The sequence below is a fragment of the Hymenobacter actinosclerus genome (assembly GCF_900111515.1).
In the GTDB taxonomy this organism is placed as follows: domain Bacteria; phylum Bacteroidota; class Bacteroidia; order Cytophagales; family Hymenobacteraceae; genus Hymenobacter; species Hymenobacter actinosclerus.
This window is the reverse complement of record NZ_FOHS01000002.1, coordinates 853230-866981: the sequence shown is the minus strand read 5'-3', so window position 1 is coordinate 866981 and position 13752 is coordinate 853230. Positions and strand designations below refer to the sequence as shown.

11 protein-coding genes are annotated in these 13752 nt (G+C 61.0%); 3 read left to right on the top strand and 8 right to left on the bottom strand.

The window, feature by feature from the left end; genetic code table 11:
* The first annotated feature begins 102 nt into the window (after nucleotides 1-102).
* Together BMY67_RS10005 and BMY67_RS19330 are read left to right on the top strand one after the other, a co-directional pair.
* Nucleotides 103-669, top strand: a complete 567-nt coding sequence (locus BMY67_RS10005) for a hypothetical protein (RefSeq protein ID WP_092771002.1) — start codon at nucleotides 103-105, stop codon at nucleotides 667-669.
* A gap of 21 nt (nucleotides 670-690) precedes the next feature.
* Complete coding sequence (locus tag BMY67_RS19330) at nucleotides 691-846, top strand: hypothetical protein (RefSeq protein ID WP_177189774.1); 156 nt, start codon at nucleotides 691-693, stop codon at nucleotides 844-846.
* Nucleotides 847-916: 70 nt separating this feature from the next.
* Here the strand turns inward: BMY67_RS19330 and BMY67_RS10000 are convergent, their stop codons facing one another.
* The 3 genes from BMY67_RS10000 to BMY67_RS09995 form a co-directional block, all read right to left on the bottom strand.
* Complete coding sequence (locus BMY67_RS10000; RefSeq protein WP_092771000.1) at nucleotides 917-1813, bottom strand: helix-turn-helix transcriptional regulator; 897 nt, start codon at nucleotides 1811-1813, stop codon at nucleotides 917-919.
* Nucleotides 1814-1822: 9 nt separating this feature from the next.
* On the bottom strand, nucleotides 1823-2545 hold the full coding sequence (locus tag BMY67_RS18930) for a hypothetical protein (RefSeq protein WP_177189773.1): 723 nt from the start codon (nucleotides 2543-2545) through the stop codon (nucleotides 1823-1825).
* A gap of 206 nt (nucleotides 2546-2751) precedes the next feature.
* Complete coding sequence (locus tag BMY67_RS09995; RefSeq protein ID WP_092770998.1) at nucleotides 2752-3564, bottom strand: DNA translocase FtsK; 813 nt, start codon at nucleotides 3562-3564, stop codon at nucleotides 2752-2754.
* A 213-nt stretch (nucleotides 3565-3777) separates the two neighbouring features.
* Here BMY67_RS09995 and ppk1 point away from each other — a divergent pair, with 213 nt between their 5' ends.
* A complete protein-coding gene (gene ppk1 / locus BMY67_RS09990; protein WP_092770996.1) occupies nucleotides 3778-6096 on the top strand; it encodes a polyphosphate kinase 1 in 2319 nt (772 codons plus the stop codon).
* A 118-nt stretch (nucleotides 6097-6214) separates the two neighbouring features.
* On the opposite strand, the gene BMY67_RS09985 is transcribed toward ppk1, so the two are convergent.
* The 5 genes from BMY67_RS09985 to BMY67_RS09965 form a co-directional block, all read right to left on the bottom strand.
* Nucleotides 6215-7213, bottom strand: a complete 999-nt coding sequence (locus BMY67_RS09985; protein ID WP_092770994.1) for a Ppx/GppA phosphatase family protein — start codon at nucleotides 7211-7213, stop codon at nucleotides 6215-6217.
* 258 nt (nucleotides 7214-7471) lie between these two features.
* Complete coding sequence (locus tag BMY67_RS09980) at nucleotides 7472-11197, bottom strand: BamA/TamA family outer membrane protein (RefSeq protein WP_092770992.1); 3726 nt, start codon at nucleotides 11195-11197, stop codon at nucleotides 7472-7474.
* A 73-nt stretch (nucleotides 11198-11270) separates the two neighbouring features.
* Nucleotides 11271-11822, bottom strand: coding sequence for a metal-dependent hydrolase (locus BMY67_RS09975; protein ID WP_092770990.1), 552 nt, complete (start codon nucleotides 11820-11822; stop codon nucleotides 11271-11273).
* Nucleotides 11823-11962: 140 nt separating this feature from the next.
* The gene (locus BMY67_RS09970; protein WP_092770988.1) at nucleotides 11963-12661 is read right to left on the bottom strand and encodes an SIR2 family NAD-dependent protein deacylase; all 699 of its coding nucleotides are present in this window, start codon (nucleotides 12659-12661) and stop codon (nucleotides 11963-11965) included.
* 63 nt (nucleotides 12662-12724) lie between these two features.
* A complete protein-coding gene (locus BMY67_RS09965) occupies nucleotides 12725-13678 on the bottom strand; it encodes a DUF4846 domain-containing protein (RefSeq protein ID WP_218144611.1) in 954 nt (317 codons plus the stop codon).
* Nucleotides 13679-13752 lie beyond the last annotated feature (74 nt).

The window sequence follows — 13752 nt, the reverse complement described above, 5'->3', positions numbered from 1 at the left end:
CCGGCCACCATCGAAACCTGGACCACGGGGGCAGGCTGTACACACCCGCAGCCTGCCCCCGTTGCTTGGCGGGTAACACCGCAATAATCTGTAACTTTAATGATGAATCGTTTTCTGCGTAACAGCGCCGCTGCCTGCCTGAGCGCCGCCCTGCTGCTGGGCGGGCTGAGTGCCTGCGAAACCACCAAGCGGGGCTTCCCGGAAGTCAGCTCCCCCAACAACAACCCCGACGAGCTGGGACGGCGGCAGCTGGAAGCCACCAGCAAGCAGATTGCCCAGGTAGTGAACAGCAAAGTGGAATACCTGACCAACAAGCAGGAGCTGGCCACTCGGTTCACCCGGCAGTTTGGCGACGGTACGTCGGTCAATAAAACCATCATCCGCAAGGTGCAGGAAACGCCCAAGGATAAGGCGGTGTACTACCTCGTGGGCATGGGCCTGCTCGACGGCCGCTTCCGGGCCATGGCCATTCCGCTGCAAAGCTCGTCCGATAACAGCCTGTACCTGAGTTCCAACGCCCCGCGCTACATCCTCAACAGCGTGGGCTGCACGTTCTGCTACTTCAACTTCGAGCGCAACGAAATCGTGGGCACCTCGTGCGAGGAAAATACCGGTGGCAGCCGCTGCGACCTGACGGTGGAAAACAACAACGCCTTCTTCGCCCGCTGATGCCTTCTTCGCCCGCTGATTATGCTTAGCCACAAATGGCTCCTGCGCCTCTCGCTCACGGCTCTGGCCCTGCTGGTAACCACCGACCAGCGCCGCCGCCGCCCCACGCCACCCCCGCCGCCCAAGCCCGCCGATGAGCCGGACGAGGAACTGGTGGGAGCGTGCAAAACTTCTTAATGCAAAAGGGTCCGGGCATCGACGCCCGGACCCTTTTGCATTAAGAAGCGGAAACCGCCTGTACACCTTGCTATGCTGCCGCCCCGTGCGCCTCCCGCAGCCATGTACGCAGGTCAGGCGGTTCCAGCACTTCCACCTCCCCCCCGTAGCTGAGCAGCTCCATTCGCAGCTCGTGGGTGTCGTATACATTCAGGCTAAGGCAAATAGCGTCTTCGGTTTCTGATTCGAGCTGTTGGGAGGCGTGCAGCGGGTAGCTGAGGGCGTAGCGGCCCTGCACGGGCGCGAAGCGCAGGCGGATACGCGCGGGCTCCTGGCCATCGGTGGGGCGGGTGATGCCGAAGCAGTGGGCAAAGTAGCTGGCCGCCTCGAAGCCGGCGGGTGGCCGGAAGGGACGGGTGGTGGGCGTGAGCTGCCGGATGCGGTCGAGGCCGAAGCAGGCGAGGTGGCCGCTGCCTTCCATCATGCCCAGCACGTACCAGCGCCCCCGCGACTCGCGCAGCAGCAACGGCCCCAGGCTCCGGGGCGCGGCGGCCGGCTCCCAGTGCTTCTGGTAGCGCAGCTCCACGATGTGCCCCGCCTGGGCCGCCCGCAGCAGCGGCCGCAGATACTCCAGCCCCAGCGGCCGCCGGGCCTCGGCTTGCACGAAGGGGGCCAGCGCAGCCGGTAGACGCAAAAACTCGCGCAACTCCAGGGCCTCCAGCAGGGCCGCGTGGCCGGGCGGCAGCAGCTCGGTTTCGGCGATGTAGTAGCCCTGGTGGCGGCGGCTGCGGATGCTGACGCCGAACAGCTCGGCAATCTGGTCCCGGTCGCGCCCGAAGGTGCGCTCCCCGTAGCTGCCCTGCCGGTCACCGACGCTGGTTTGCTCCAGCAGGTAGCGCCGCAGCTCCGCAAACGGCACCGGCTGCCCCGGAAACCGTTGCAGCCGGGTTATCAGGTGCAGCTGCCGCAGGGTGGTGTAGGGGGACATTTGGACGCTTTAATTAACTCCTATACTTCTATCGAACTCGTTTAGAATAACATCAAAATATTTGTCAATATCATTGCGCCATAAATATCCGGGATGATAAGTACGGACCGCAAATCCCACATTTGGTAGTTCAAGGCGAGCTAACTGACGTGTCGTGAAATCATCTGAAACAGCATTCATGTTTAAGTCGCCGAATACTTCACTGATAACAGAATCATAGTTAGGTCCTGTTAAGAATAATATAATATTAGGTTTTAGAATTTCAATTTCTTGAGGAATAATTGAAAAATGTTCTCTTTCCACTTGATGAATAGGAGCTGATGGAAATCCAATTCCTTCATGTCTGCCTATTTTAGTTATATTATTCCAAAGCAAAGCAATGGATTTATCAGGATGACGCTCCTTTATAAGCTTTACGAATCTGCTCACTCCATTCCAAAATTGACCAGAATAGTGCCAGCATTCACCAGAATTGAAAAATTTATCGTAGTAACCGATAATTGAATTCATGTCCTTATGAAAAGGCTCATACCAGCTATTCGTTTCTTGGCCAAAAATCATTATCCTTATATCGGCATTACTATAAAATTCTTCATCTTCAACTTTGAGTAGTAACGGGCAAGCAGGAGTATCTTCAACATTATCATCTGTTAAAAGAGGATAGATTGAGTCGAATAAATCTTGCCACTTAGAAGCGTATAAAGATTCTAAATATTTGTTGAAACTTTCCATATTAAAAAAACAATTTGGTTTGAAATAAATCAAAAAAATTAAAAAATAATTCATATATTATGAAAATAAACTATATGTTAATTTGAGCATTTGCATCTCGGATTTCAGTAGTAACATGGAAAGATGGTGTTAAAATATCTCTTCAAATAGTTTGTAATGGATGTTCAAAGTCGGGCAATAGGTTCGCTAATAAAGCCACTAAAATCTCAATCTCCTAATTTTTCGTCCAACCCCGCCAACAACTCGTTCAGCGCCGCTTCATCCGCTACCAACAGCCGCCAGCCGCGGCCTTCGGGGTCGGGGGCGATGATGTGGGCGGCGGCCAGCTCGTTTAGCAGGCGGGTGGCGTAGTTGTAGCCGATTAAAAACTGCCGTTGCAGCAGGGAGCTGCTGGCCCGGCGGCGTTGCATGAAAAGGTAAGCGGCAGCCTCGAAGTAAAAGTCGCGGCCGGTGCGGGCGTTGGTGGGCGGCGGCGCGGGCTGGAGCAGGCGCGGCGGTTGCGGCGGCAGGGGCGGGCCGTAGCCGAACAGTACACCCACCCATAGTTCGGTGGGCAAACCGGCTTGTAGGCCGTGGCCGAAGATGACTTCTGTTTGGTGGTTGCCCAGCGTTTGCTGCAAATACTCCGTGATGGTGGTTAGCTCGTCCATTTCCAACTCGGCGGTAGGGTGGGAGAGGATGCTGAGCAAAGCCGTGGCGGTGGGGGCCTCAGGGGCGGGGCCGAGGTGGTAGGCCTGGGCCTCGGCCGCCGCCTGCCGGGCCGCCCGCAGGGCCCGGCCGGGGCCGCTGCTGCCGGCGCTGCCCACCCGCAGGCTGGTGGCGTGGCGCAGCACGGCGCGCGCATCGTCCACATCGACGTTGATATCCGCGTCGTTATCGATGAGCACCGCGCACAGCGTGGCGAATTGGGCGGCCACCCGCGCCCGGTTGGCGGGGTAGTCGGGCGTTTGGGCAGGCTGGGCGTGGGCTTCCCACTCGGCGAGCAGGGTTTCGGCCGGCATTTCGGGCGGGGCAGTCATCAATTTGCAGGAGCAAGTGGTGAACGAAAGCCCAAACGTAACAACTGAAGCCGCCAAACTGTGTCGGTTTCGGATTCAGGCTAGATTTTCTTTTGTCGACTAAGGGATGCTAAACCAGCCGAAGCCTGTAACTTGCCAAACGGCGAGAGTTTCGGGAAAAAACGCCCACGAAATCCGTGTAATCCGTTAAAATCCGTGCCCATCCGTGATCCTATGAAAGTCTTCAAATCCGCCGACCTGATTCGTAAAAGCAAGTACATCAGCCGCGACCTGAGCTGGCTGCGCTTCAACTACCGGGTACTCGACCAGGCCCGCGACACCAGCCGCTCGCTGTTCGATAGGCTGCGCTTTATGGCCATTACCAGCTCCAACCTCGACGAGTTTTTTATGATTCGGGTGGGCTCGCTCTATAACTATATCGACTACGGCAAGGAGCGCGTCGATTACTCGGGGCTACGCGAAATGCCCTTCCGGCGCAAGCTGCTCGACTTTGCCCACCGCTTCGTCAACGACCAGTCGATGACGTATTTGAACGATTTGAAGCCGCAGTTCGAGAAGAACGGCTTCAATGTGCTGGCCCTGAGCGAGCTGACGGAGGTGGAGCTGAAAAAGGCCGACGGCTACTTCAAGAACACGGTGTTTCCGCTGCTCACGCCCATGGTCTACGACTCGTACCACGGCTTCCCAATGATGATGAACCAGATGCTCATCTTCGGGGTAGTGACGCGCACGGGCTCGGGCGACATCGAGATGGAAAAAGGGCAGGAGCGGCTCACGTTCGTGCAGATTCCGCAGAACCTGTCGCGCTTTTTCGAGCTCACGCGGCGCGACAAGGTGCTGTTCGTGCCCATCGAGGAAATTGTGCGGGCCAACCTGCCCAAGCTGTTCCGTAACGTCGAAATCCTGTCGGCCGATTTGTTTCGCATTACCCGCAACGGCGACTTCACGCTGGAAGAATCGGACGACATCGACGCCAATTTCATCAAGGAGATTCAATCGGGCCTGAAAACCCGCAAGAAGGGCCGGGTGGTGCGCCTGGAAGTGGAGCCTAACGCGGCCGCTTTCCTGATGCAGGTGCTGCGCGAGCGGTGGAATATCGACAACGGCAACGTGTTCGTTATCAACTCGCTGCTCGACATGAAGGGCCTGCTCCAGATTCTCAAGCACCCCAACTTCCGCAGTAAAGGCTTCAAGCAGCCCGCGCCAGTGCCGCCCCTCACGCTGCCCGACACGGTGGAGGAGAACCTGTTCGATTACCTCAAGCACCAGGATGTGCTGCTGCACCACCCCTACAACAGCATCGACCCGGTGGTGCGGCTGCTGGAGCAGGCTGCCGAAGACCCGCACGTGCTGGGCATCAAGCAAACCATTTACCGCCTCGCCGACGACTCGCGGGTAACGGCCGCGCTGCTGAAGGCGGCCGAAAACGGCAAGCATGTATCGGTGCTGTTCGAGGTGAAGGCGCGCTTTGATGAGGAGCGCAACATCCGGGAAGGGGCGCGGCTCGAAAAGGCCGGCTGCTTCGTGATTTACGGGGTCAGCAAGTTCAAGACCCACACCAAAATGCTCATGATTATCCGCCGCGAAGGCGAGAAAGTGACGCGCTACGTGCACCTGGGCACCGGCAACTACAACGAGCAGACCTCGCGCATCTACACCGACGTGAGTTTGCTGACCACCGACGAAGTGTACGGCCACGACGTGTCGGAATTCTTCAACGTAATCACCGGCCACAGCCAGCCCGACGAGTACGAATACCTGATTACGGCCCCCAAAGACATGCGCCAGCAACTGGTCTGCCTGATTCGGGAAGAAATAAAGAACGCCAAGAAGGGCCTGCCCAGCGGCATCGTGATGAAGATGAACTCGCTGGAAGACAAGGAGATGATTGACGAGTTCTACAAGGCCAGCAAGGCCGGCGTGCCCATCCGGTTTATCGTGCGCGGCATCTGCTGCCTGCGGCCGGGCCGGGCAGGCCTGAGCGAGAACATCGAGGTGCGCAGCATCGTGGGCGACTACCTGGAGCACGCCCGGCTGTTCTACTTCCACCAGGCCGGCACCCCGAAAGTGTACGCCGGCTCGGCCGATATGATGGTGCGCTCCTTCGAGCGGCGGCTGGAGGCGCTGTTTCTGCTGGCCAACCCCCAGATTAAGCGCGAAGCCACCAACATCCTCTACTACAACCTGCTCGACAACCAGAACACCTACGTGATGCGCGAGGATGGCGCCTACGTGCGCCGCACGCCGGTGGAGGGCGAGCCGGTGTCCAACCTGCACAAGGAGTTCTACAGCCGCAACTTCACCGTTATGCCCGAGGAGGCACTCTATGATGATTGGCTGTCGGTGGCCAACATTCAGGCTTCTTCCAAGAATGCCAACGACCAGCCCAAGGAAGCCGTGGTCGTCATTACGTCGGAAATGCTGCCCCCCGCGCCCGGCGAAGTCGAGCCCGAGCCCGTCCGCCGCCAGAAGGAAGTCCCGATGAGCGCCGGCCTAGATTACGACGCCCAGGAAGAAGCCGATTTGGCATGAGGTGAAATAGTGAGATAGTGAAATGGTGAATTGCCGTTCGGGAGACCTGTTGGCGCAAGTAGCGCAATCGGGCCCTTTGAACAGCAACTCACCATTTCACCATCTCACTATTTCGCCGTTACTCTATCTCGGTAGGGCGGCTTTTGATGGTGGTGGTGGGGCCGCCGGGGCGGTGGTCGTCGCGGGCGCGGAATTCTTCGAAGTGCTCCTCAAACAGGGTTTGCAGCATACCATCCTTGAGGCCGATATCGGGCACGAACATGTGCTGCACATCGGCCCACTCCATGGCCGAGACGTAAATGTGGCCGGCGGGTACGATAACGTCGGCGCGGTCGGGGTTGAGCAGGGCCACGTTCACGCGCTCATCCATGCTCATTTCGGTGATGCTTTTCAGCACATCGGCAATGCGCTGGCGGCTTACGGGCCGGTCGAGGGCGGTGCCGGCCTGGGCCATGCTGTAGAGCTTGTTGATGTTGCCGCCCGTGCCAATGGCCCGCGACACCTGGTAACGGCGGCCATTCTCGCGCACCCAGTCTTCCATGCGCTGCCAGGTGGCCCGCATGGCGTCGGTGCTCAGGCCGGCCTCTTCCTGCTGCATTCGCCGGATGCTGCCCACCTCAAACGACTGGGAAGCCACCTTGCGGCGGTTGTGGTAAATATTGAACTCGGTGCTGCCCCCGCCCACATCGATGTGCAGGTAGTGCTTGTTGTCTTCAAGCAGGTGCTCAATTACGCGGTTGATGTACAGCGCTTCGGCCTGACCGTCAATCACGTTCACGCGCATACCCAGCTCGTGCTGAATAAGAGCGGCCACTTCGGGCCCATTTACGGCGGTGCGCATGGCCGAGGTAGCACAGATGAGGTAGTGGTTGGGCGCCACATCGTGCACCTCCATCAGCAGCCGGAGCGCGTGCAGCAACTTGATAAACTTGGCCTGCTTGGGCTCCGAAATCCGACCCGTAGCAAACACGTCTTCGCCCAGCCGCAGCGGGTACCGGATATACTCGACCCGCTTGAGCCGGTACCGGTCTTCGTGGTGCAATACGGCCGAAATCTGGCAGCGCACCGCGTTCGACCCAATATCAATGGCGGCAAGCTTGAGGAGAGGAAACTGCATGAGCAAATATAGGGGTTCAATAGCCGGTTGCCAGGGGTGAGTTGCCAGTTGTCAGTTGCCAGTTAGAAGCACGGTCATTCTGAGCGAAGCGGAGCGAAGTCGAAGAATCTCGCGTGCTGACTTTGCCAAAGTAATCCTGACGACAGGGTTAGCATAGCACGCGAGATTCTTCGACTCCGCTCCGCTGCGCTCAGAATGACCGTGCTTCTAACTGGCAACTGACAACTGGCAACTCACCACTGGCAACTGAACACTCATTTATTTGTCAATCCGGAAGCCCAGGCCGAACTGGAGCAGGTTGTTTTCCACGGATTTCTGGTAGGAAACCGACAGGGCGAACTGGTCGGAGACGGGCGCGATGTAGAGGCCCGCGCCGTAGCCCTGGTGCCAGCCGCCGGGCGAGGAGCCGTTCAGGTACACCCGGCCCCGGTCGTAGAAGCCGAAGGCGCCGTAGGAGAAGGGCAGGAAGCCGTTCTTGGAGCGGCCCAAAGCGAGGCGCAGCTCCGTGTTAAGGTAGAGGCTGGCGTCGCCGCTGAAGCGGTTGCGGTAGTAGCCGCGCAGGCCTTCGCGCAGGCCCAGGCTGGTGAACTTGTAGAACGGAATGTCGTCGTTGTTGCCGTAGTTTTTGGCGCCGCCGCCCTTCACTACCAGCGTCATCGGAATCAGGATCCGGGCCGTGCCGTAGTATTGGGCAAAGCCCTGGGTAAGGCCAAAGTTGCCCTTGGTGCCATTCAGCTGATGGTAGGAATCGTGCTGGACCAGCAGGCGGATGCCGCGCTGGGCAAAGCTGGGCCGGTCGCGCAGGTCGAGGTCGAACAGCGCGTTCAGGCCCACCAGGCGCTGAAAGCTGGTGTTGGGCTGCTGGTCGTTGGGCGTGCCGGGCGTGTTGGGCAGCGTGCCCAGATAGCTGTCGGCCGCAAAATCGTTGTTGTAATACTCGTAGCTGGGGCCCAGGCGCAGCACGCTGCGCTGGAAGAACGTGCGCTCCAGGAAGCCGCTCACCTGAATGCCCTTGTAGCGGGCCCGGTAGAACTTGTCGTCGTAGCGGTCCTGGCTGATTTCGGTGTTGTTGCCCAGGCCGAAGAAGTTGTAGAACGGGAAGTAGCTGCCATAACTGAAGGTTGCGCCCGCATCGACCTTGCCGATGGCGTAACGGTGGCGGGTGCTGGCCGTGAACTGGCGCTGGCCGCCGGTACTGCCCTCCAGCAGGAAATCGTAGCGGTTCTTATAGCCCGGCTTGCGGAAACCCTGGCGCAGGAACGACACGCCCGCGCTGGCCGCGAAGCCGTCGTTGCGGTTGTAGCCCAGCCCAATAGTGGGCCGGTAGGAGTTGAATTCGAACTGCTCGCGGTCGTAGGCATTCACGCCGGGCTTGGTCGAAGTACGGTTGTCGGCCTCGGAACCGAGTTGCATTTCGGTGTCGGGCACGTCGTACACTTTAGTGAGCGTGCGCAGCCCCCGCACCCGCGAGTTATCGATGATCTGGTCTTTGCCGTCGCCCCCGATGATGCGCACCAGAATGCTGTTGCTGGCCTCGCCGGTTACCGTAAAGATGTCGCGGCCCGCCAGGCCATAGAGGCTGATTTCCTCGGTTTCCTTGGGCTGAAAGGTGCGGTCGAACAGGGCCGGGCCGTTGGGCTCGTTGCCTTCACTGGCCCGGTCGAATAGCTGCACCCGCACCGTACCATCGGCCAGCCGGTTTACCAAGAACACCTCGCCCTTGTTGGAACCCACCACATCCACGCGCTGGGCCAGCAGCAGGTAGTAGCGGTCCAGGGCCGCGGGCAGCGCCTGAATGCGCGATTTAAGTTTGCGGTTGATGTCGTCGGTCGACAGGTGCTGAAGCTCGGGTGGCAGGGTGGCCGTGGCCTCGTCGATGGCGGCCGGGGTGATGTTGGCTTGCAGGTACCGGGCAATGTCCTGCCACTGCTGGCGGTTGAGGCTTTGCAGCAGGAACCGGTCGAGGTGGCGGGCGGGCCAGTTCAGGCTCTTCATGTCGCCAAACTCGCCCTGAAAATCCTCGATGCTGGGCAGGGCCCATTCGCGGTTGGCCAGGTAGGTCAGTGTGCCGTTCCAGAGGGTAAAGGCCTGGTCCCGGTCGCGCGGAATGGGCTTGTAGAGCGCCTTTTTGCCGTCCTCGTAGGCGGCCCACTTGAAGTTGTCCTCGTGCTTGCCGAAGTCGGCCACCAGCATATCGAAGGCCCGGGAGCGACCCAGGGCCACGGCGTCTACGCGGTTGTCGTTGTCTTTGTAGAGCTGGCGGAAAAAGCTGAACGAGCGGCGGATGTTATCGGCGCCCGCAAAGCCCGGCAGGTTGGGCTTGGGGTCCTTGGGGCGCTCTTCGAGCGTACCGAGCAGGCCGGCGTAATCGTCGCGGTAGGGGCCGAGCTGCTGGTTGTCGGGCAGCACGAACAGCCGGGGCCGGGCGTGCAGAATATCGGTTTTGTCGAGCAGCGAGCTGATAACCAACGCCGAGTAGGGGTGGGCCGTGGGCGTGATGTCGCGCAGCACGTCGGCCGCGAACGAGCGGCGCAGCTCGGGCGGCAGAATCTTGGTCACGTCCTTGTCCACCGACCGGAACACGTACTCCGACGAGTCGGCGGCAATCAGTTTAAGCGAGGTTGTCTGGCGTCCGCCGCCGCGCCCGAAGGGCCGCAGCCCGCCCAGCTCGTTGCCCAAATCGAGGGTGCGCACCTGTACCGGCTGGGTCCACGACGTGCGGTAGGCCGGCCCCAGCCAGAACCGCGACGATTTGGTACCGCCGTACTGGGCGCCGGCCGGCAAGGTCTGCACGGCTACAAAAGGCACATCGGGTTTGGGCTCGGCCACGCCTTTGGGGGCCGAGGGACACTCGGGAATAAAGCTGTTCACCGGCACATTGGGCAGGCGCGGCTCCTGGCAGGCGCTCTGAAACAGCGTGCCCGCATAGGCCGACTGCACGGCGTCGCCCGTTTTGCTAAACGTGAAAAAAGTGGTTTTTACGGTGCCGTCGGCGTAGTATTCCAGCGCCGAAAAGCCCTGCTGAGCCTCGTTGAATTGCGAGTCGCGGTTGTTGGCTACGTACCGGGCTCTGGTAAACGAGCCGGCTACCAGGTGGTAGCTGCCCTGCAACGGCGTAAGCTGCAAGCTGTAATCGTGGGCCGAAGCATACACCGCGCCCGGGTGGTCGCGCAGCGTATTGAGCACTTCTTTCTGAAACTCCTGGTAGCGCGGGTTGGCCAGGTCGCGGGGCGTGCCCACGTTCTGACGGTAGGCTGCGCTGATGGCCCCGGCCACCGGCGGCCACAGGTAGCGGCCCAGCGGCATGTTGCCGCCATATTCGCCATTGCTGACGACGGGCTGGTGGCCCACCAGCAGCACGTTGCGGTCCTTGGTGTCGTCGAGTACGTCCTGGAGCTGCTCGCGAAATTCCTCCTGGGTCAGGGTTTTGCAGTCGGTATCGGGGGCCTCGGGCTTGTTGTAGGGGTGGGTAAACCAGGGCGAGTTGAGGGCCACCAGCCGCACCTGGGGCGCCACATCAATGATGTAGGGGCCGGGGCAGCCGTTTTCGGGAATGAAGGTGTGCGCGCCGTTGTGCTTGCTGATGTACTTTTCGAGCCGTCGCACCCGCTTGAGGCCGTCGGGGCCGGAGTTGTCCCAGTCCTTGTCGCCGGGCACGAAGAACAGCTTACCGTTCGGGAGGCCTTTTACCAGCGCAATCAGGGCGTCAATGCGCTCGGTCTGGCCGGTGCGGCTGGAATCCTGCTTGCCGCCCAGGCCCTCGGCAGCCACCACGTCGCCCAAATGCACCACCGTAAACGGGCCGGTTTGCCCTTCCAGGGTGCGGCGCAGGGCTTGCAGATGGCGGGCCGGCAGCTCGGCGCCGGCGGTGTTGCCGAGCAGGTATACCGTGTGAGCCGGGCCGGGAGAATTCTGAGCGAAAACCGACAAGGAGGCCGTGAGGCCCAACCCCGTCAGCAGCGTGCGGGCGTAGCTAAATACCATAGAAGAAAACGTGTAGGGTTTTCTTGTACGGACCGGCCCGATTTCCGATTTAATCCAGCCTTAAATTTTCTGATTAACTGCTCGGCCAAGCAGCGCGCACCCCGCGCCGCACGGCCGCCTGCCCCAGTAGTACCAATGCACACGGCAGGACGACCCACTTCAATTCGCTCCTTAGTACCCGCGCGCCCCATTCACCCAAAAAGTTTTTTACCCCAATCGGTGAAACGGCAATGGGCCGGAACCCAAAGAAGTGCCGTTCCGCATCAAACGGGCTGAAAAAAGCCACGCCCAGGCCGCCGGTTGTCAGGGCGTCGAGTATGCCGTGCGAGGCCGTAGCCAGAAACAGCAGCAGCCACAACCGCCCACGCGGTGGCGCGCTGGTCCGGCCACCCACCAGCAACACTGCCGCAGTAGCGACCACCACGGCCGCCAGCAGCGAATGACTCAGCCCGCGGTGGCCCCACATACTGCCGTAGGCCACGTGCAACTTGAAGCCGACCACGTCGGCATCGGGCAGGAAGGCGCAGGCGGCGGCCAGCAGCCAGTAGGGCCAGTAGCGCCGCTCGGGCAGCAGCAGCTTACCCAGCGTGGCGCCTAATACGCAGTGTCCGACTATAGAAGCCATGAGCAGGGAAATGGGGCACAGACTGCAGTCCGTAGCCCGAATAGTAACCGCTAATTCGATCAGGTAAAGAATGTAAGCGGGACGCAAGTAGGGCTAAATCCGGCGTAACCGGGAGCTACGGCCTGAACTCCGTGCCACTCTTACCTTCCCGCCAGCTGTTCCCGCAACTCCGCCGCCACGCGGGGCAGGCCGGTGGTGGCGGGCTCGGTGATGAAGTGCAGGCGCGGGCGGGCCGACACCGGGGGCCGGCCGGGGTCAATGATATAGATGGGCGCGGTGCGGGGCACGTAATCGACCAGACCGGCTGCGGGGTAGACCTGCAGCGAAGTGCCTACCACCAGCAGCACATCGGTAGTGGCTACTTCTTCGAGGGCCACATCCATCATGGGCACCGCCTCGCCGAACCACACAATGTTGGGCCGCAGCTGGTGGCCTTGCGCGCATTTTTCGCCCAGCTCAATCCGGTCACCGCTCATCGGGTACACCAGCTCCTCGTGGCGCGAGCTGCGGCTCTCGAACAGCTTGCCGTGCAGGTGCAGCACCCGCGAGGAGCCCGCCCGCTCGTGCAGGTCGTCGACGTTCTGGGTGATGACGACGACCTCAAACTCGTCTTCCAGCCCGGCCAGGGCGAGGTGGCCGGCATTGGGTTGGGCCGCCCGGGCAGCGGCGCGGCGCTGGTTGTAAAACTCCAGCACCAGCGTCGGGTTCCTGGCCCAGCCCTCGGGTGTGGCTACATCTTCGATGCGGTGGCCCTCCCAGAGCCCATCGGAGCCCCGGAAGGTGGCCAGCCCGCTTTCCGCCGAAATGCCGGCCCCGGTTAAGGCAACAATCTTTTTCATGGTGGTGGTTGGTGAAATTGAAGGTAGCAGAAGTGTCATTCCTCCTACGTCGGAATGACAGCCTTATAGGTCTTCCTGGAGCTGCACAAACCGGCCCAGTTCGGTGCTCCGGAACGTCCATTCGGGCGTACCAACGCGCGACTGAGCGGGGTCGAGGTAGAACCAGGCCCCCAGGCCGGTATCGTCGTACAGGTTGGTGAGTACGTGCATCTGCTGGGCGGGCATATAGCTCTGGGCCAGCAGCACCACGCGGCGGCCGGTGGCGGGCTGCACGGCCACATCGAGCACCAGCACGGCGTGGCCCGGCGAGCCGCCCCGGATGAGCACGTCGCCGGCCTGCACCTGGGCCAGGGGCGTGGGTTGCAGTTCCTTGCTCAGCGAAAGGGTGCCGGCGTAGGTGAAGATCTGGTCGAGGTAGCGGCGGAAGTTGGGGTGGCTGGGCGCTTCGGCAGGCCGGGCGGCGGGCAGCACGTCGTTGCCCTTCACCCGGAAACCCCGCCCCGAGTACCAGTCCCTGAATCCAATGTCGTCGCCGCTGGTGAGGTGGAAATGCACCTGGTCGGGGTTCTGGCTGAACAAATATTCGGCACGCAGCCGGATAACGGCGTCGGCGCACTGCTGCAGGTCGCGCGAGCCCACATCCATATCGAGCACGGCCGCGTGCACATCCTGGCGGTCCTTGAGCTGGCCGTTGTAGAGCTTCACGGGTGCGCCGGCCGGCAGCAGCGGCAGGTAGCGCAGCCAGTGCCCGAACGAGCCGGCGGCCACTGCCACCCGCTGGTAGCCCTTGGGGGGCGCGAACCGGGCGGCCACCGTCTGGGCGGCCCGGTACCGGCCGGCCGGCAGCCAGGCGTACAGTTCGGGCGCGGGCGGGTCGGGCAGGGGTGGAGCCGGTGCTTCGGCCGCGGCGGCAATTGCCGTGTCAGCCGTTGCCGGCAGCCCCGTGGCCGCCGATTCGGGGTTGGGCCCGGTGCAGTTCAGCAGGAAAGGCAGCAGCAGAAGATGGGCTTTAGGCACGTGGCAGAGCTTTAAGAGTAAAGTGCAGGAACGCGGCTGCAGATTAGTTATTTGCTGGCGCACCCACAAAAAAA